Below are 17,689 nucleotides of genomic sequence, written 5' to 3'. Positions count from 1 at the left end.
AGGAAGGGCGCCCATACAACGGCGCCCTTCTCTCTTTATGGCTGGCGGATTTCCGGCTCCACTAAAAGCGCCAGCAGGGCAAGCGATTCCTGCCAACCGAGATAGCAGGCCGCTTCGGGGATAGGATCAGGGATGCCCGCCTGGATAATCGTCAATTCGGTACCAAGCGGCGTCTCCTTGAACTCAACGGTGGTTTCCATCTGGCCGGAGAGATTGGGATCGTCGAATTGATCGGAATAGCGCAACAGCTTGTTTTCAACGAAATCGAGATACGCACCGCCGAAAGCATGCTTTTCCCCTGTCGTAAAATTGGTGAAAGACATCTTGAAACGGCCGCCCACTCGGGGATCGAATTCTTCAATTTGCGCCGTAAACCCATGTGGCGGGTTCCATTTCACCACCGCATAGGGATCGGTAAAAGCACGAAAAACGCGCTCAATCGGCGCTTTCACAACACGATGAAGGCGAATTGCAAATGGCATGATATCCTCCTCAAGATCTGCCGTTGAAACTGAAGTCCAACCCCATGGATTGGACTTAAATCATGACTATCTAATACGACCTGCTGACAGAGTTGAACTGGAAACTGCATGACTTCTTCCGCTCTTGGTGCAACCCTTCAATCCAGTGGCTGCTGGTTTCGCGTTCAATCTCTCCATGCAAGCAAGATTGAACTATGCCTTTTCGATGAGGCCGGAAAGCGAGAGGCTCAACGCCTGGAAATGAACCGCGAAGGGACAGGCCGCTTCTCGCTATTCCTGGAGAAGATCAAGGACGGCATGCACTATGGCCTTCGTGCCCATGGCGAATATGATCCTGATCGGGGCCTATGGTTCGACCCTGCCAAGCTTCTGATCGATCCCTATGCCAAACGCCTTGACCGCGGCTTTGCCCACGATCCTCGCCTCTCCGAATTTGGCTTCGACACCTCTGACCTTGTTCCGAAAGCCATTGTGACTGAAGATCGGCCTGTAGAGCGAGCGCCGGCGAAATTCCGCAAAGGCGGGCTGATCTATGAGCTTGGCGTGCGCCCTTTCACCAAGCTGCACCCGGATGTGCCAGAGCAGGATCGTGGCACCCTGCGTGCCCTGAGGCATCCCTCCGTCATCGCCCACCTGAAGCGGATCGGCGTGGATGCAGTGGAGCTTTTGCCGATTATTGCCTGGATAGACGAACGCCACCTGCCTGCACTGGGGCTCTCAAATGGATGGGGCTACAATCCCGTCACCTTCATGGCACTTGATCCCAGGCTTGCGCCGAGCGGCATGGCCGATCTTACCGAAACCGTAGCTGAGCTTCACCGGCATGATATCGGGGTCATCCTCGATCTCGTCTTCAATCATACAGGCGAAAGCGACCGCTTCGGCGCTACGCTCAGCCTTCGTGGCCTAGACAACCTGACCTACTACCATCGCCACCCCGACGACGCAGGCGCTTTGGTCAACGATACAGGCACTGGCAATACGGTCGCGTGTGACCACCCTACGGTACGCCGCATGATTGTCGATACACTGCGCCACTTTGTGCTCAATGCAGGCGTTGATGGCTTCCGCTTCGATCTCGGCACTATACTCGGCCGCAGCATCGAAGGCTTTTCGCGTCAAAGCGACACCTTGAAGGCGATTGCCGAAGACGATGTGCTGTCGGACCGGATCCTGATTGCGGAGCCATGGGACATTGGCCCCGGCGGCTACCAACTCGGCAACTTCCCGGCAGGTTTTCTCGAATGGAACGACCGTGCGCGTGACGATATGCGGCTTTACTGGCGTGGCGATGAAGGTCGCACAGGTACGCTGGCCAGCGCCTTGGCAGGCTCCTCACAGCTCTTCTCGCGTCACGGGGAAACTGAAACGCGCAGCGTCAACTTCCTTGCAGCCCATGATGGCTTCACCCTGATGGATCTCGTATCCTACGCTCACAAGCACAATGAGGCCAATGGGGAAGACAATCGCGATGGCCACAACGACAATCACTCCTGGAACAACGGCACTGAAGGCGAAACGGATGACGTGACCATTCAGGCGGCGCGCGAGCGGGATGTGCAGGCACTGCTTTCCACCCTCTTTGCGTCTCGAGGCACAATAATGTTGACAGCGGGTGATGAAGCCGGACGCAGCCAGCGCGGCAACAACAATGCCTATGCGCAAGACAATGACATCACCTGGATGAACTGGAACAGCCTGAACGATGAGCTCATCGCCTATACGGCGGAGCTTGCTCATATTCGCAGACGGTTTTCAGCCTTTTCGCAACTTGAATTCTTCTCGGGTCAAGGTGATATCGAATGGCTGAATGAGTTTGGGGAGCCAATGACGGTGGGCGATTGGGAAGATCCTCAACGCACGCAATTGACCATGATCCTGGAAAGCCGTGATCATGATCAAAATTCAGATGTGAAACTGGCTATCGTCTTCAACCGTTCCAGCCGGGAACAAGCGATATGTCTTCCAGAAGGAAGCTGGCTGGAAGTTCTGGGCACACGCCCTCAACCGGAACTGGGCTTTGCACCACGGTCCGTCACTTGGCTTGTGTCACAGACGGATGATAGAGCGGATGTAGAAGACAACTGAAAACCCTTTCACCTGACCCGCGCACAGGACAATCAATGCAAATGGAAATTTCCCTGAAAGACGTGCCTGCTCTGGTGGGAACGGAACTTGGTATTTCAGACTGGATCACCGTCGATCAAACCATGATCGACGCTTTTGCCGATGCGACACTTGACCATCAGTTCATCCACACCGACCCGGAGCGCGCGGCCGCGGAAAGCCCGTTTGGCGGCACTATTGCCCACGGCTTCCTGACGCTTTCGCTGCTTTCCGCCATGAACTATGCCGCTCTTCCCAAGATCAAAGAGCAGACGATGGGATTGAACTACGGTTTCGATAAAGTCCGCTTCGGTTCGCCGGTGAAGGTGGGCAAGCGGGTGCGCGGGCGCTTTACCTTGAGCGAGGCCCGCTATCGGGGTGCTGCCATGTTGATGACAAGCTATGACGTGGTGGTGGAAATTGAAGATGAAAAAAAGCCAGCTATCGCTGCCAGATGGATCACCATCGTTCAGTTCGATCCGAAAGACAGGCCGGAGGCGGACTGATCCGCCTCCCCGTGGATCATGCTGGAGCATGTTGCGCAAAAGTTGCAGCGGTTTTGCGCTAACACAGCGGTAAAACAAAGACTTAAAGCGTTGGTAAGCGAAAGATCGCGACACGCTGTAGATCAGGCAGCTCTTGAGAACTGCTGCTGAGACGCACTGAGCTGAAAGCGCGACAGCAATTGCCGCAGACGAACAGCTTCGTTGCTGAGCGTGCCACTGGCAGCTGTTGCTTCTTCCACCATCGCGGCATTGTGCTGGGTCACCTGATCCATCTGGTTGACCGCGCTATTGACTTCGGCAAGCCCAACCGATTGCTCCTTCGCAGCAGTTGCGATGGCATCGAGCTGGCCGTTGATCGCGATCACATGTTCGCCAATCACTTGCAGGGCATCACCTGTTGCAGTGACCAGCTCAACGCCATTTTCCACTTCCTTGGCGGAGGTCTGGATCAGGCCGCGAATCTCGTTAGCCGCCTGGCCGGATCGCTGTGCCAGCTCACGCACCTCCTGGGCCACGACCGCAAAACCTTTGCCTGCCTCTCCGGCGCGAGCAGCCTCTACACCAGCATTGAGCGCAAGAAGATTGGTCTGGAAAGCAATCTCATCAATGACGCTGATGATGTTTGCAATCTGCTTTGACGATTGCTCAATACGGTTCATGGCATCAACAGCATTGGAGACAACCTGGCCGGAACGTTCCGCCGCCCCTGTTGCATCCTTGGCACGCATCTTCGCCTCTTCGGTGCGGCGTGACGAACTGGTGACATTTGCGGTGATTTGATCCAGCGCCGCCGCCGTTTCCTCAAGCGACGCCGCTTGGCGCTCCGTGCGCTAGGAAAGATCAGATGCACTCACACTCATTTCCTGGGAACCGGCGGCAATAACGTCAGAGGCCTTGGCCACCTCATGCAATGCGGATGCAAGACCCTCCACGGCACCGTTGAAGTTCTGCCGCAAACCCTCGAACTCGCCCGCAAAGGGCTCACGCAAGCGGTAGGTGAGATCGCCTTGCGACAAACGCTCCAAGCCTTCCGCAAGCGATTCTGTCGCCTTGCTCATCTCGGCCGCCCGGCGACGCTCCAGCTCGCCGGATTTCTCCCGCTCGGTTGTGGTCGCTTCACGCATACGCTCAGTTTCCTCAGCCAGCTCCTTGGCAGCGATCGCATTATCTTTGAACACCTGAACGGAACGGGCCATGGCGCCCACTTCATCCCCTCTGGCATTGCCCTCAACGACCGTCTTCAATTCACCTTGGGCGAGATACTGCATGGCAGCGACAAGCTTGTTGATCGGCTCTACGACGGTTCGGCGCACTGTCCAAAAACCAAAACCTAGAATGAAGCCAAGGGAAACAACAACCAAACCGATGGAAAACCGGGTTGTGCTGGTGGCCGAGGCCTCAAGTTTCGAACCTACTTTTTCGGCATCATCAGTGATGGTGTTGACCAGAGCGGAGATACGAGCTGTCGCCTTGCTGAAAACAGGCTGGCAGCTCTCGCTGTAGCGTTTCATGAGATCGGCAAGATTGGAGCCGGCAGCGGATGACTTGGCGCTGGTAATCAGGGGTTCGCAGAAGGTCTTCAAGTCCGAAAGGAAGTCTGCCTTAACAGGCCCAATCTCCGTCTTTTCCGGCACAGCAGCACTCGCTGCCTCAACAAAGGAGGTAAACTTCTCGATAGCCTTTATATACTCTTCGACAGCAGCATCGCGCGCAGCATTGTTACCTGCTAACACCACGTCTGCAACGCTAGCGCGAATTGTCTGCGCAAAGCGGTTGGACCGCGCCATTGACACAGCTGCCCGGCTATCTTCCTGCAACAACTCCTGGTAGTTGCGCGACACTTGGTTTATCTGCGAGCCCATATACAACGCAACAGCTAATGAACAGACGCCAAACACTATCATAAGTGCAGTGAATTTTTTGGATATTGCCCAATGTTGCATACCGGCCCTCGATAAGATCAAATTTTTTAAGGATCATCACAACTAAAAGTAAAATTAATATTATCGAATAATTTTACTGATAGATAAGACATGAAAGCCTGTATTATGTTGAATAACGTTATTTAATATTAACGTATTTCTTATTTATAATCTTCTAACCGAAAGAAATTCTATTTTCCCGTAGCACATACCGCTACAAGAACTGTTGACGCGACAGAGGCATCTTCCTGCGCAACAACCACAGCATTAAGTGGTAGACGTGCATCCGCTGCTCCACCGCTCACGCCAGCGCAGGTCATATTGCCAAAGCACAGGGCCTTGTTTCTGCGCCAGCACAGGAAAGTTGGGACGATTTCTGATTTGCCACACACGCTGCACTATTGTCGGGTCAGCGCGGGTTCTCTTTGAAACTCATTTTGTTGAGAAAAGCCCGCTTCGATCTCTCGATGAAGCGGGCTTGACTGTTTGATTATATACATCGGCAAGCGGCTGATCTTAGAGCACCGCGTCCTCTGCTCCTTCACGCAGAAGACCAAATGCGTAGTCCGAGAAGGACCGCCAGAATTCAACACGGAATGCCTCTTCGCCTGTGCGAAGCAAAACAACTTCAATTTTGCCGAGCAAGGTTCGGGCACAGGCTCCGACCGGAAAAGCCTTCAAAGACAGGTCCATGAAGCAACCGCTGTTGATGGCATTAGCAGCACCCGGTCCACTCACCAAAATCGCGGTATTGCGATGGGAAACATCGGTTGCGGAATGGAGGCTGGCTGATTTTGCCGCATCCAGCATCAGGCTATTGGCAAGGCCCGTATCGCTCTCATCCAATACGAGCCACTCATCCGGCCCAAGCCAGAGTGCCGTGCGGCTACCAGCTGTTGCCGAAGTCTTGGGCTTCGTCGGCAAGTCAACACCAAATGCCGCAGAGAGAGCCGAAACTGCATCTGACCCTGCCCGCAAAGAGATGCGGTGCGCAGGCGGTGCCGCATGTAGGCCAACCGTGGCAGAACCGCCGTGAAACCCGGCAAGTGGGAAATTACGGAGCGCTGGATCAGCCATTGATACGGCCCCCTTCCTTGTCGAAGAACACCATGTCCGTCACGGTGGCAGCGATGGTTTTGTCTTTCATCGGAATGTACACGGTCTTGCCCATACGCTCACGGCCATTGGCTACCAGCGCGATGGCGATGGAACGGCCGAGGTTTTCAGACCAGTAGGACGAGGTGACGTGCCCTAGCATAGTCATCGGTTTAGGCTCGTTCGGATCAGCCACGATCTGGCCACCCTCCTCCAGCACTTCCGTTGGATCTTGCGTCAGCAAGCCGACCAACTGCTTTCGACCGGCGCGGATGAGGTCCGGTCTCTTCAGGCCCCGAATACCAACGAAATCTGTCTTCTTCTTGGAAACCGCCCAGCCGTAGCCTGCATCATCCGGTGTGACAGTTCCATCCGTATCCTGGCCGACGATGATATAGCCCTTCTCGGCGCGCAAAACGTGCATGGTTTCCGTGCCGTAAAGGCAGGCGCCCAATGCCTGTCCGCGCTCCCAGATCGCCTGCCATACGGAGGCGGCATAATCGGCAGGCACGTTGACTTCGAACCCAATTTCCCCCGTAAACGACACGCGGAAAAGACGTGCTGGAACCCCCATGACTTTGCACTCGGCAATACTCATGTGTGGGAAGGCTTCGTTGGAAATATCAACGCCTTCCACAAGCGGCGCAATGATTTCACGCGCCTTCGGGCCTTGAACCGCTATCACGGCCCACTGCTCGGTGGTGGAGGTCAGCCAAACCTTCAGATGCGGAAATTCCGTCTGCAGATAATCTTCCATGTGATGCATGACACGTGGCGCACCGCTTGTCGTCGTCGTCACATGGAAGCGATCTTCGGCCAAACGGCCAACAACACCGTCATCATACACAAAGCCATCTTCACGCGTCATAATGCCGTAGCGGCATTTGCCGGGCTTCAGCGTATCCCAGGCATTGGTATAAAGAAGGTTGAGGAACTTGGCCGCATCGGGGCCCACCACTTCGATCTTGCCAAGCGTGGACGCATCGAAGATGCCGGCCGTTTCACGAACTGTCTTGCACTCGCGGTTCACGGCCTGATGCATATCCTCGCCACGACGTGGGAAGTACCAGGCACGCTTCCAGTTGCCGACATCTTCGAATTCCGCGCCTGCCGCAACCAGATCCGCATGAAGCGGGGTCTTGCGGGCCGGGTCAAAGAGATCGCCGCGTGAATGAGAGATCAACGTACCGTAAGTCACAGGCGTATAAGGCGCACGGAAGGTGGTAAGGCCAACCTTCGGAATCTCCTTGCCCAGCATTTCTGCCGCAATGGCAAGCCCGTGCATGTTGGAAAGCTTGCCTTGATCGGAAGCCATGCCATTGGTGGTAAAGCGCTTGATATGCTCGATGGAGTGCATGCCCTCACGCACCGCCAGCCGAATATCCTTGGCCGTAACGTCGTGCTGGAAATCGACAAAGGCTTTGACCGCAGTCTCGGGTCCTGCACCTTCTGCTGCACCAATCATGCCGCCTGTCCAGGCATAGGTGCTTTCCCCAGCAATACGCACGGTGCCGCCACCAGCTTCGGCGGCTTCCAGCAGCAACTCATTGATGTCGTCCGTGCCGTTGCAAGCACCAACGGAAACACAGTTTTCAGCGTAGATGTTCGGCAGAAAGCGCTGGTTTGCCGCATCGAATTTCAGCTTGCCGCGTGACTGCGAGAACAGATGAACCGATGGCGTCCAGCCGCCAGACATCAGCAAAGCGTCGATTACGATCTTCCGATGGTTGGTCGATCCACTGCGCGACACCGTCATGGATGAAACGCGCAATTTGCCGGCTGTATCGACCACGGCGTAATTGGTCAGGACCTCAATGCCGAGTGTACGTGCAACCGAAAGAAGCTGCTCATTCGGGCGTGGTCGGGAATCCACGATTGCAACGACATCGATGCCAGCCTTCTTGAGATCGAAGGCCGCTTCGTAGGCGCTATCATGGGCCGTGTAGACGCCGACCTTTGAGCCGACAGCGACGCCATAATGATTGAGATACATGCGCGCAGCAGAAGCGAGCATAATTCCAGGACGGTCGTTATTGGCGAACACCATGTGCCGTTCGATGGAACCCGTTGCCAGAACCACCTTTCCCGCCCGCACCTGCCAGAGGCGCTCACGCGGGAGAGACTTGTCCGGACGCGGCAGGTGATCCGTCACACGCTCGACCAGACCGATGAAATTGTGGTTGTAATAGCCAAACACCGTCGTGCGCGTCAGCACGCGAACATTTGGCATGGCCTTGAGCTTCGCCAGAGCAGCTTGCGCCCAGTCGTATCCCGACTTGCCATCGATCACCGTCGAGCTATCGAACAGAAGAGCACCGCCCACATCGGCGCGCTCATCGACCAGAATGACCTCGGCACCGGTTTCAGCGGCGGAAAGGGCTGCTGTCAGACCGGCCGCACCGGCACCTGCCACAAGCACATCGCAATGGGCATAGCGATTGGCGTAGTGATCGGGATCGGCTTCTTTTGGTGCATTGCCTAAACCGGCAGCACGGCGGATGATCGGCTCATAGACTTTCGCCCAGGCCTCGCGCGGCCACATGAAGGTCTTGTAGTAAAAGCCAGCCGCGAAGAAAGGCGATAGCAGATTGTTGATGCCACCAATATCAAAGCCCAGGCTTGGCCAGCGGTTTTGAGATTCGATGATCGCACCATCGAAGACTTCCTGTACACTGGCCCGAACGTTCGGCTGGCGCCTTGCATTATCACGCGCCACATCCACCAGCGCATTCGGCTCTTCAGCACCGGCTGAGAGAACGCCGCGCGGACGGTGATATTTGAACGACCGGCCCATCAGATGGACGCCATTAGCAAGCAGCGCCGAGGCTACGGTATCGCCTTCCAGCGCCGTATAGATCTTGCCGTCGAAGGTGAAGCGTGCCTTGCGGGCAGGCGTCAGTCGGCCTGCGCCCTTGATACGATGAGGGCTCATGCAGCACCTCCTTCAACCGTTCCCGCGCTGGATGGTTCAGTTCCAGGAACGGGCTGACGCGGCATACCCGCCTCATAGGTCAACAGGAACTTGTCGCTCACAGTATCGCGGATCGCATTGAAGAAGCGCCCGCAACCGTGAATATGACGCCAGCGCTCCCAGGCTATACCCTTGGTATTGTCACGCATGAAGAAATATTCCGCGAATTCATCGTCTGTAATATCGGCAATGTTTTTCGGCCGAGCGATATGCGCTTCACCCGCCCAGCGGAATTCAAGTTCCGAACGGTTCTCGCCACAATAGGGGCATTTGATCAACAGCATCGTTTTCCCCTTAGTGTGCAACGGCGGCAGCAGCCGCCTCATCGATCAGACGTCCGGTGCGGAAGCGATCCAGCGTCAGGCCCTGCGCCAGCCGGTGCGGCTCACCCTTGGCAATCAGCCAGGCAAACAGGTGCGCCGAACCAGGCGTTGCCTTGAAACCACCCGTTCCCCAACCGCAATTGACGAAGAGGTTTGGCACAGGCGTCACACTCTGAATAGCTGAACGATCCGGTGTGTTATCCGTGATGCCGCCCCACTGGCGCATCATCTTCACGCGGCGGAAAATCGGGAAGAGTTCGCAGATGGCATCAAGTGTGTGGGTGATGATCTGCAAGCCGCCCGTTTGCGAATAGGAATGGTACTGGTCAGTACCCGCTCCGATCACCAACTCGCCCTTATCCGATTGCGAGATGTAGGCGTGAACCGTGTTCGACATCACGACGCATGGGAAAATCGGCTTCAAGGGCTCAGACACCAGCGCCTGAAGCGGATTGCTGGTGAGAGGGACGCGAACATCGGCCATCTGCATGACAACGGAGGAATGACCCGCCGCCGAGACGCCAATCTTCTTGGCGCCGATGAAGCCGCGATTGGTTTCAACACCCACGACCTCGCCGCCCGGCCCACGGCGGATGCCAGTGACCTCGCAGTTCTGAATAATGTGCACGCCTCGGTCGGACGCGCCGCGCGCATAGCCCCAGGCCACAGCATCGTGACGGGCAGTACCGCCACGCCTTTGCAGCGCTGCACCGTTGATGGGGTAGCGAGCCGTGCTGGAAATATCGAGCGGCGGACAGAACTTCTTTGCCTGTTCCGGAGTCAGCCACTCATTGTCGATGCCATAGAGTCTATGGGCATTGATATGGCGCTTGAAGCTCTGCATGTCATGCGTATTGTGCGAGAGCATCATCACGCCGCGCGGCGAATACATGACGTTGTAATTGAGATCCTGGCTCAAGCCTTCCCACAGCTTCAGGGAATGCTCGTAGATGTCCATACTCTCTTCATAGAGATAGTTGGAGCGGATGATGGTGGTATTACGGCCTGTATTGCCGCCGCCAAGCCAGCCTTTTTCTATCACCGCCACATTGGTAATGCCATGTTCCTTGGCCAGATAATAAGCAGCGCCCAGGCCGTGGCCGCCCCCACCGATGATGATGACATCGTAGGAAGAACGCGGTTCAGGAGAAACCCATTGAGGCTCCCACCCCTTGTGGCTGCGCATGGCCTCCCGGGCCACCGCAAAGACCGAATATTTGCGCATCTATGCCTTCCGCTCGTTGAGGCTATCCAAGCCTTATTGGAACATAGAAATCGCAAATCGCCATGCGTCGCAATGGCCCTTTTGCGACGCATGGAGGCACCGGTTTCGACACACGCGATTTTGTTGGCCCGCAAGTGTCACACGGTCAACTTCAGGAGAGCCTCAAAAGCACCTTGCCCTTGCGTCCCTTTGCGCCAGCCGCCTTCATGGCAGAAGCCGCATCGTCCAGGGGAAATACCCCATCCACCTGCAAGCGCAGATCGCCCGAAGCGGCACGGGACACCAATTCGCCAACGAGGCGTCGCATCTCATCGGCTGGCATGGTTTCCATAAGCTTTGCCAGCCAGAAACCCTTGACCACCGCCTGTTTGAAAATCACATCGGCGGACGAAATACGCATCGGCTCACCCGACATCACGCCGAAAGAGATCAACTGGCCCCCCTCGCCCAAAAGCGACAGAAGATCGCCAGACGCACCCCCGCCCACGCCATCGACGCCAACGGCAATGGGGGCACCGCCGGTGAGAGCCTTCACCTTGTCCTTCCAGTCATCGCTGTCAGTCGCAATGATATTGTCGATACCCAGTTCTTGCATCTCGGCAATCGCCTCTGCACGACGCACCAGATTAATGACATGAACATCCCGCGGCTTCGCAAGCTGCGCCACCACCTTGCCGACAGCGCCATTGGCCGCGTTCTGGATCAGCCACTCGCCCTTGCCGATCCCGGTAAACTCCAGAAGCTTCAAACCGCTGAGCGGCATGGCGATCAATTGCGCCGCCGTCTCGTCATCGATGGAATCGGGCAATGGCACGGCAGATGATGCTTTTCCAATCGCATAGTCCGCCCAGGCCGCTTTCAGGCCGCTGGCGGCGACGCGTTGGCCGACTTGGACGTGATCAACACCTTCACCCAAAGCGTCCACGACACCCACGCCTTCGCTTCCGGCGCCTGAAGGCAGCGGTGGCTTGTAACCATACTGACCGGAAACAGTCAGAAGATCGTGATTATGAATGGGAGAAAGGATCATGCGAAGGCGCACCTCGCCCTTGCCTGGCTGGGGAATGTCCTTCTCCTCAAGCCGCAGGACATCAGCCGGATTTCCAAATTGCGAATAAACCAATGAACGCATGTCTAACTCCTTATTGTCTCTCTGAAACTGACTGGATATGAGTCTCTTCAGGCGAAAAGGCAAATGGCAAGGCCGGGACTAAAGCGGTCCATTCCCGTGTAAAATTACATCAGAACCCCCGTATTTCGTGGGTTTTACGCTTTTTCGCACAAGGCGTGCAGGAGGCCGCTAGACTTGGCCAAAGCCTTCTGTTATGTGCCTTCACCAATCGCATGGCTCCGCGCCATGGAAGCTATTGTTTCGTCTTCGGCACACGCTGTTGGGCGGCTAACTCTAAAAACCAAAGGAACGGGATTCACGTGCAGGTACTTGTCCGCGACAACAACGTCGATCAGGCTCTCCGCGCTCTTAAGAAGAAGATGCAGCGCGAAGGCATTTTCCGTGAAATGAAGATGCGCGACTATTACGAGAAGCCTTCTCAGAAGCGCGCTCGTGAAAAGGCTGAAGCTGTTCGCCGTGTTCGCAAGCTTGCCCGCAAGCGCGCTCAGCGCGAAGGCCTGGTAGCAGGCGGTCGTACCGGCCGTTAATTGGCCGTTTTTTCGACGTTATTTCGTGATTAAAGGGCGGGGGCGAATTTTCGCCGCCGCTTTTTTTGATTTGCCGGACAACTCCCGACTGATACGAGGACCTGCGCCTGATGGCCGCCAAGACCGCAGCAATTTCGCATGAATTCCAGGCAGTAACCGTTTTCCAGCAGAACACGGCTCGCATGAAATCAGGCTTGGCAGGGTCCATGCTCCTGATCGCTGGCTTGGCTCTGGCCGGTTGCCAGACGACGAACACCAGTTCGGATGTCTTCCGTTTAGACCGGGCACAAGGATCCGAGCAGAATATCTCCTCGCTTTCAGCGGTTATTCAGCAAAACCCGCAAGACCCGGAAGGTTATAACGTACGTGGTGCCGCCTATGGCCGCGCCGGTGAGTTCAAGCGGGCTGTTGATGATTTCAATCGCGCACTGCAGTTGAACCCGCGTTATTATCAGGCCTATGCGAACCGCGCCCTCGTCTATCGCAACATGGGCAAGCCTGCGGAGGCGGTGAACGACTATAACGCCGCTCTTCAGATCAACGCCAATTATGATGTGGCGCTCATCGGTCGCGGCAATATCTATCGCCAGGCTGGCCGCACCAATGATGCCTTCAACGACTTCAACCGGGCGATCCAGCAGGATACGACCGATGGTCGCGCCTATCATGGTCGCGGGCTGATCTATCAGTTGCGCAACCAGCACCCTCAGGCAATCGAAGACTTCTCGAAGGCCATTTCGCTTTCGCCGAGCTCACCGGAGCCGTATAACGGACGTGGCGTTTCCTATCTTGCGCTCAACGACAACGATAACGCTTTCGCCGATTTCAACCATGCAATCGATCTGAACGACAAGGTTGCCGAATCCTGGGCCAATCAGGCGCTGGTCTATGAGCGTCGTGGTGATCGCGCTCGCGCATTCAAGTCTTACAATCATGCGGCCCGGCTCGATCCAAATTACAAGCCAGCTCAGGACGGCGTTGCCCGCACCAGAAGCGCAAGCGGCGCTTGAGGCACGAAGGCTAACCAATAAAAAAGCCCGGTTTGCGCCGGGCTTTTTTTGATTCGGTCATAAATCTGAGAATTAGCGGAGCAGGTAGAACCCGGCTGCATTCAGAATAACGAACAGCAGAATTCCGCCGAGCAGGCCACCACCCGCGAAAAAGCCGCCCAGCATGGCAAGAAGCAGAACGACCACCATCATCGTTCCCCACTTCGCAGCAGTCAGAAACGCATTGTAGGTCTTGTCGTGTTCGCGGTAGTCCATTGGCGCACCCGTTTCGACCGGTCCTGCCTTGTGATTGTCCATGTCCCAGCTCTCCCCATTCGGCAATGCGCGCGGTAAATGCAGCGCATCGCAAACCTCTCTTCACAAGAATGGCTACACAAAAAGGCGGCAAAGTGCAATTGCGCTTCGCCGCTGCAGGCGCTCAGCCATCCAAATATGCTTTTCACTAAAATAATGCTGGAAGCCGTAGCAGCATCACCTTTGGTAGCGTTGCGCGATTTGTCGTATTTGTCCTACAACAGTACCAAGAATAAAGAGTGGGGGAGCTCTCATGAAATTTCTTCTTGCTGTGAGCCGCGCAATCGACGCGGTGACCAGCTTTATAGGCCGGTGGGTTTCGTGGCTACTGCTGGCTGCCGTACTGATCAGCGCTGGAAATGCTGTCATCCGTAAGGCATTCGACGTATCGTCCAATGCTTGGCTGGAAGTGCAATGGTATCTTTATGGTACCGTCTTCATGCTCGCCGCAGCCTATGCTCTACTGAAAAACGAGCATGTGCGGATTGACATCCTGTCATCGCGATGGAGCCAAAGAACACGCGATATTCTCGATCTCGTGTTGCACATCATCTTTCTTGTACCCTTTGCAAGCTTGATGACCTATCTGGCCTTTCCCTGGTTCTGGCTGTCATTCAAATCTGGCGAGGTCTCTTCCAACGCCGGAGGCTTGCCGATCTGGCCGGCAAAGCTGGTCGTACTGGTTGGATTTGCGCTTCTGCTGGCGCAGGCTTTTTCAGAAATCATCAAGCGTTACGCGGTAGTTACTGGTCGCATAGCCGATCCTCGGGAGGAACCGTCCTCCGATGCCGCAGCACCTGGCGCGGAGGTGGTTCATGACTGAGTTGATCCATCTCATCGCGCTCAACCTGCCGCTGGTTATGTTCTCGACTGTAATGCTGATGCTTTTGCTCGGTTATCCAGTCGCCTTCACCCTGGCAGCAGGCGGGCTTCTTTATTTCTTCGTTGGCGTCGAGCTATCCCATATCTCGCCGGATATCCGCCTATTCTGGCCTTTGCTGCAATCGCATCCCGAGCGCATTTACGGGATCATGTATAATGACACGCTGTTATCAATTCCCTTTTTCACCTTCATGGGGATTATTCTAGAGCGGTCGCGCATGGCGGAAGACCTGCTGGATACCATCGGGCAGCTTTTTGGACCGGTTCGCGGCGGTCTTGCCTATGCAGTCATTCTCGTCGGCGCCTTGCTCGGCGCAACCACCGGCGTCGTCGCCGCTTCAGTCATGGCAATGGGCCTCATCTCCCTGCCAATCATGATGCGCTATGGTTACAATCGTCCGCTTGTAGCTGGCACGATTGCGGCTTCCGGCACCTTGGCGCAGATCGTACCGCCGTCCCTCGTCCTCATCGTCATGGCTGATCAGCTAGGCCGGTCAGTCGGTGACATGTATGTGGGCGCGCTTTACCCTGCGTTGATCATCGTTGCCTTCTACTGCCTCTACATCTTCGCAGTGACGATGATAAAGCCGGAAGCGGCACCCGCCCTGCCCCAGGAAGCCCGCACCCTCGGTAATGGCGTCACATCGCTTTTCGTGATGATCGCCATATCCATCGCTCTCTATTATATCGGGATGCACCTGCTGTTCCCCGGCATACAGAGCGAAGAATGGCGGTTGGTCGCGGCTCTCGCTTTCGCTGTTGCCGTCGTTTATGTGGTTGCGCTGCTGAACAGCCGCATGGAAAACAAGATCATCTCCCGGCTTGCGGAACAGGTCATCATTGTTCTCATCCCGCCACTGGCGCTGATCTTCCTCGTTCTCGGCACCATCTTCCTCGGGATTGCGACGCCCACAGAGGGCGGAGCAATGGGCGCGACAGGAGCTTTGCTTCTTGCTCTGGCGAAGGGACGCCTGACCCTCACCTCCATCAAGACGGCATTGGACTCGACCACTCGTCTGTCTGCATTCGTCATGATGATCCTGATCGGTGCGCGCGTCTTCGGCCTCACCTTCTACGGCATTAATGGTAATGTCTGGATGGAAGAGCTGTTGCTGGCACTGCCGGGTGGCGAATATGGCTTCCTGATCGTTGTGACGATCATCGTGTTCATCCTGGGCTGCTTCCTCGATTTCTTCGAAATCGCCTTCATCATGGTGCCGCTGCTGGCACCGGTTGCCGACAAGCTGGGTATCGATCTTGTGTGGTTCGGCATTATCCTTGGCATCAACCTGCAGACCTCGTTCCTCACACCGCCATTTGGGTTCTCCCTCTTCTTCCTGCGGTCCATTGCACCCGCCGGAAACTGGGTCGACAAGGTCACGGGCAAAACAATGCCGGGGGTGAAGACAACCGAAATCTACAAGGGCGTTTTCCCCTACATCGTAATCCAGTTCATCATGATCCTGGTGGTGATCGCGTTCCCCGGTCTCGTCATGCATTACAAGACGGATCAACCGACAACGAACCCATCCGACGTGCAGATACAGCTGCCGGGTATGGGAACGACGGGAGGAGATGCGCCGTCTCTTGGCCTGCCGCCTCTGGGCGCTCCTGGAACGGATGGCTCTCAACCCCAGTTCGGATTGCCACCTTTGAATCTAGGAGGAGACAGCCAGCCTGCGCAGCAAAACACTGCTCCCGCTCTCGGTCTTCCGCCAATGGAGGGACTTCCGGGCCAGAGCCCTGCGGCACCGGCACCCTCATCACAGCCGGATCTGAGTCAGCCGCCAAAGATCAATCCATGAGACGAAAAGAGCCCCGAACGGGGCTCTTTTCACGTCCACATTCTTCAAGCTTCAGACAATAAAAATGCCCCGGAACATGCATTCCGGGGCATTGGCATTCAAATCGAAGAAAACTCAGAGCTTGCCGTTGCGCTGCTGGATCATCATGAACGTGTCATAGGTATATTCGGACAGCTGCATCCAAAGATAGCCTTCCTTCTTGAAGGCAGCCTGATCCTCATAAATCTTCTTGAACCACTCGTTTTTAGAAGAAATATCGGCGTAGACTTCCTTCGAAGCATTAAAGGCTGCTTCCAGAATCTGCTGGCTGAAGGGACGAAGTGTCGTGCCAGCGGCCACGATCTGCTTGATCGCCGCCGGGTTCTTGATGTCGTACTTTGCCATCATGTTGGTGTTGGCAAAGGTGCAGGCATCCTGCAGTATAGCCTGATAAGCCTTTGGCAGACCTTCGAACTTTTCCTTGTTCATGAAGGCATGGATAACCGGGCCACCTTCCCAGAAGGCCGGATAGTAATAATATTTGGCGACCTTGTAGAAGCCGAGCTTGTAGTCGTCATAGGGGCCAACCCATTCGGCTGCATCGATGGTACCTTTTTCAAGTGATGGATAGATATCGCCACCGGCAATCTGCTGCGGCACGACGCCAAGCTTTTCAACCACGCGGCCTGCAAGGCCGGCGATGCGCATTTTCACGCCTTTGAAATCATCGACGGTGTTGATTTCCTTGCGGAACCAGCCGCCCATCTGAACGCCGGTATTGCCTGCCGCGAAGCCAACCAAGCCGTGCGTCGCGTAGAACTCGTTCAGCAGCTTTGTGCCATTGCCTTCATAGAGCCAGGCATTGGTCAGGCGCTGGTTCGGACCGAATGGAATGGCCGTACCGATCGCGAAAGTCGGGTCTTTGCCCACATAGTAGTAAGAGCATGTATGGCACATTTCGACCGTACCGGCAGAAACGGCATCCGCAGCCTGAAGGCCAGGCACGATTTCGCCTGCAGCGAAGGTTTGAATAGTAAAATTGCCATCGGTGGCGGCGGCAACATGCTTGGCAATATCTTCCGCGCCGCCCCAGATCGTATCCAGCGATTTGGGAAAGGACGAGGTCAATCGCCATGTAACCTTCGGTGTTGATTGAGCAATGGCAGGAGCAGCCAGCGCAGTGGCAGCAGCAGCCCCGGTGCCTGCGGCAGCGGCCTTCTTGAAGAATGAGCGACGATCCATGAATTACCTCCCGTTATCCTTGGCCGAACAGTCTCTTTCCCCTCTGTCGGCTGAATAATGAAGTAACCATGCCGCTTTGTTCGTGGCAAGCAGAGGGGGCGTAAATCTTCCCTCAAAGATAGGTCTTCCGATCTATGACTTTCGTCTAAGATGAAAAAGCAAGGAAAGCTGAGCCAAGAACCAGAGCG

The 17,689-nt window shown here is 55.7% G+C and carries 14 protein-coding genes and 1 pseudogene; 6 read left to right on the top strand and 9 right to left on the bottom strand.

The window, feature by feature from the left end; translation table 11 throughout:
• Positions 1–35 precede the first annotated feature (35 nt).
• Positions 36–482, bottom strand: a complete 447-nt coding sequence (locus AC0JZ1_RS04600) for an SRPBCC family protein (protein ID WP_471881257.1) — start codon at positions 480–482, stop codon at positions 36–38.
• A gap of 108 nt (positions 483–590) precedes the next feature.
• Here AC0JZ1_RS04600 and glgX point away from each other — a divergent pair, with 108 nt between their 5' ends.
• Together glgX and AC0JZ1_RS04590 are read left to right on the top strand one after the other, a co-directional pair.
• Entirely contained in the window at positions 591–2,570 is a 1,980-nt protein-coding gene (gene glgX, locus AC0JZ1_RS04595; protein WP_471881256.1) for a glycogen debranching protein GlgX, read from the top strand.
• A gap of 35 nt (positions 2,571–2,605) precedes the next feature.
• Entirely contained in the window at positions 2,606–3,094 is a 489-nt protein-coding gene (locus AC0JZ1_RS04590) for a MaoC family dehydratase (protein WP_471881255.1), read from the top strand.
• Positions 3,095–3,243: 149 nt separating this feature from the next.
• Here AC0JZ1_RS04590 and AC0JZ1_RS04585 read toward each other — a convergent pair.
• The 6 genes and pseudogenes from AC0JZ1_RS04585 to AC0JZ1_RS04560 form a co-directional block, all read right to left on the bottom strand.
• Positions 3,244–4,404 (bottom strand): annotated as a pseudogene (locus AC0JZ1_RS04585) (methyl-accepting chemotaxis protein); the annotation flags it as partial.
• Between the two features lie 1,128 nt (positions 4,405–5,532).
• On the bottom strand, positions 5,533–6,093 hold the full coding sequence (locus AC0JZ1_RS04580) for a sarcosine oxidase subunit gamma (RefSeq protein ID WP_471881254.1): 561 nt from the start codon (positions 6,091–6,093) through the stop codon (positions 5,533–5,535).
• Entirely contained in the window at positions 6,086–9,043 is a 2,958-nt protein-coding gene (locus AC0JZ1_RS04575) for a sarcosine oxidase subunit alpha (protein WP_471881253.1), read from the bottom strand. Before AC0JZ1_RS04575 ends, AC0JZ1_RS04580 begins: the two co-directional genes overlap by 8 nt.
• Positions 9,040–9,366 (bottom strand): sarcosine oxidase subunit delta, encoded by a 327-nt coding sequence (locus AC0JZ1_RS04570; protein ID WP_471881252.1) that lies wholly within the window; start codon positions 9,364–9,366, stop codon positions 9,040–9,042. The genes AC0JZ1_RS04575 and AC0JZ1_RS04570 overlap by 4 nt, the downstream gene beginning before the upstream one ends.
• Positions 9,367–9,376: 10 nt before the next feature.
• A complete protein-coding gene (locus tag AC0JZ1_RS04565) occupies positions 9,377–10,630 on the bottom strand; it encodes a sarcosine oxidase subunit beta family protein (RefSeq protein ID WP_471881251.1) in 1,254 nt (417 codons plus the stop codon).
• A gap of 151 nt (positions 10,631–10,781) precedes the next feature.
• Entirely contained in the window at positions 10,782–11,762 is a 981-nt protein-coding gene (locus tag AC0JZ1_RS04560) for a zinc-binding dehydrogenase (protein WP_471881250.1), read from the bottom strand.
• 299 nt (positions 11,763–12,061) lie between these two features.
• Between AC0JZ1_RS04560 and rpsU the strand changes: the two genes are divergently transcribed.
• Together rpsU and AC0JZ1_RS04550 are read left to right on the top strand one after the other, a co-directional pair.
• Positions 12,062–12,289, top strand: coding sequence for a 30S ribosomal protein S21 (gene rpsU, locus AC0JZ1_RS04555; protein ID WP_071004399.1), 228 nt, complete (start codon positions 12,062–12,064; stop codon positions 12,287–12,289).
• A gap of 182 nt (positions 12,290–12,471) precedes the next feature.
• Positions 12,472–13,299 (top strand): tetratricopeptide repeat protein, encoded by an 828-nt coding sequence (locus AC0JZ1_RS04550; protein WP_471883352.1) that lies wholly within the window; start codon positions 12,472–12,474, stop codon positions 13,297–13,299.
• A 72-nt stretch (positions 13,300–13,371) separates the two neighbouring features.
• Here the strand turns inward: AC0JZ1_RS04550 and AC0JZ1_RS04545 are convergent, their stop codons facing one another.
• On the bottom strand, positions 13,372–13,596 hold the full coding sequence (locus AC0JZ1_RS04545; RefSeq protein ID WP_471881249.1) for an aa3-type cytochrome c oxidase subunit IV: 225 nt from the start codon (positions 13,594–13,596) through the stop codon (positions 13,372–13,374).
• A gap of 250 nt (positions 13,597–13,846) precedes the next feature.
• Here AC0JZ1_RS04545 and AC0JZ1_RS04540 point away from each other — a divergent pair, with 250 nt between their 5' ends.
• A complete protein-coding gene (locus AC0JZ1_RS04540) occupies positions 13,847–14,416 on the top strand; it encodes a TRAP transporter small permease subunit (RefSeq protein WP_471881248.1) in 570 nt (189 codons plus the stop codon).
• A gap of 1 nt (position 14,417) precedes the next feature.
• The gene (locus AC0JZ1_RS04535) at positions 14,418–16,280 is read left to right on the top strand and encodes a TRAP transporter large permease (RefSeq protein WP_471883351.1); all 1,863 of its coding nucleotides are present in this window, start codon (positions 14,418–14,420) and stop codon (positions 16,278–16,280) included.
• Positions 16,281–16,394: 114 nt separating this feature from the next.
• Here AC0JZ1_RS04535 and AC0JZ1_RS04530 read toward each other — a convergent pair whose 3' ends face one another.
• Positions 16,395–17,501 carry a TRAP transporter substrate-binding protein gene (locus AC0JZ1_RS04530; protein WP_471881247.1) on the bottom strand — a complete coding sequence of 369 codons (1,107 nt, stop codon included), beginning with the start codon at positions 17,499–17,501 and terminating at the stop codon, positions 16,395–16,397.
• Positions 17,502–17,689: the final 188 nt, after the last annotated feature.

The organism is Affinirhizobium capsici (assembly GCF_977018625.1).
Note: the sequence above shows the minus strand (reverse complement) of the source record. Positions and strands in the feature narration are given on the sequence as shown.

What these genes read in the sequence shown, in the direction of transcription:
- AC0JZ1_RS04590 (WP_471881255.1), top strand. Translation starts at nt 2,606, where the DNA reads ATGCAAATGGAAATTTCCCTGAAAGACGTGCCTGCTCTGGTGGGAACG.
- glgX (WP_471881256.1), top strand. Translation starts at nt 591, where the DNA reads ATGACTTCTTCCGCTCTTGGTGCAACCCTTCAATCCAGTGGCTGCTGG.
- AC0JZ1_RS04570 (WP_471881252.1), bottom strand. Translation starts at nt 9,366, where the DNA reads ATGCTGTTGATCAAATGCCCCTATTGTGGCGAGAACCGTTCGGAACTT.
- AC0JZ1_RS04560 (WP_471881250.1), bottom strand. Translation starts at nt 11,762, where the DNA reads ATGCGTTCATTGGTTTATTCGCAATTTGGAAATCCGGCTGATGTCCTG.
- AC0JZ1_RS04565 (WP_471881251.1), bottom strand. Translation starts at nt 10,630, where the DNA reads ATGCGCAAATATTCGGTCTTTGCGGTGGCCCGGGAGGCCATGCGCAGC.
- AC0JZ1_RS04575 (WP_471881253.1), bottom strand. Translation starts at nt 9,043, where the DNA reads ATGAGCCCTCATCGTATCAAGGGCGCAGGCCGACTGACGCCTGCCCGC.
- AC0JZ1_RS04540 (WP_471881248.1), top strand. Translation starts at nt 13,847, where the DNA reads ATGAAATTTCTTCTTGCTGTGAGCCGCGCAATCGACGCGGTGACCAGC.
- AC0JZ1_RS04530 (WP_471881247.1), bottom strand. Translation starts at nt 17,501, where the DNA reads ATGGATCGTCGCTCATTCTTCAAGAAGGCCGCTGCCGCAGGCACCGGG.
- AC0JZ1_RS04550 (WP_471883352.1), top strand. Translation starts at nt 12,472, where the DNA reads ATGAAATCAGGCTTGGCAGGGTCCATGCTCCTGATCGCTGGCTTGGCT.
- AC0JZ1_RS04600 (WP_471881257.1), bottom strand. Translation starts at nt 482, where the DNA reads ATGCCATTTGCAATTCGCCTTCATCGTGTTGTGAAAGCGCCGATTGAG.
- AC0JZ1_RS04545 (WP_471881249.1), bottom strand. Translation starts at nt 13,596, where the DNA reads ATGGACAATCACAAGGCAGGACCGGTCGAAACGGGTGCGCCAATGGAC.
- AC0JZ1_RS04580 (WP_471881254.1), bottom strand. Translation starts at nt 6,093, where the DNA reads ATGGCTGATCCAGCGCTCCGTAATTTCCCACTTGCCGGGTTTCACGGC.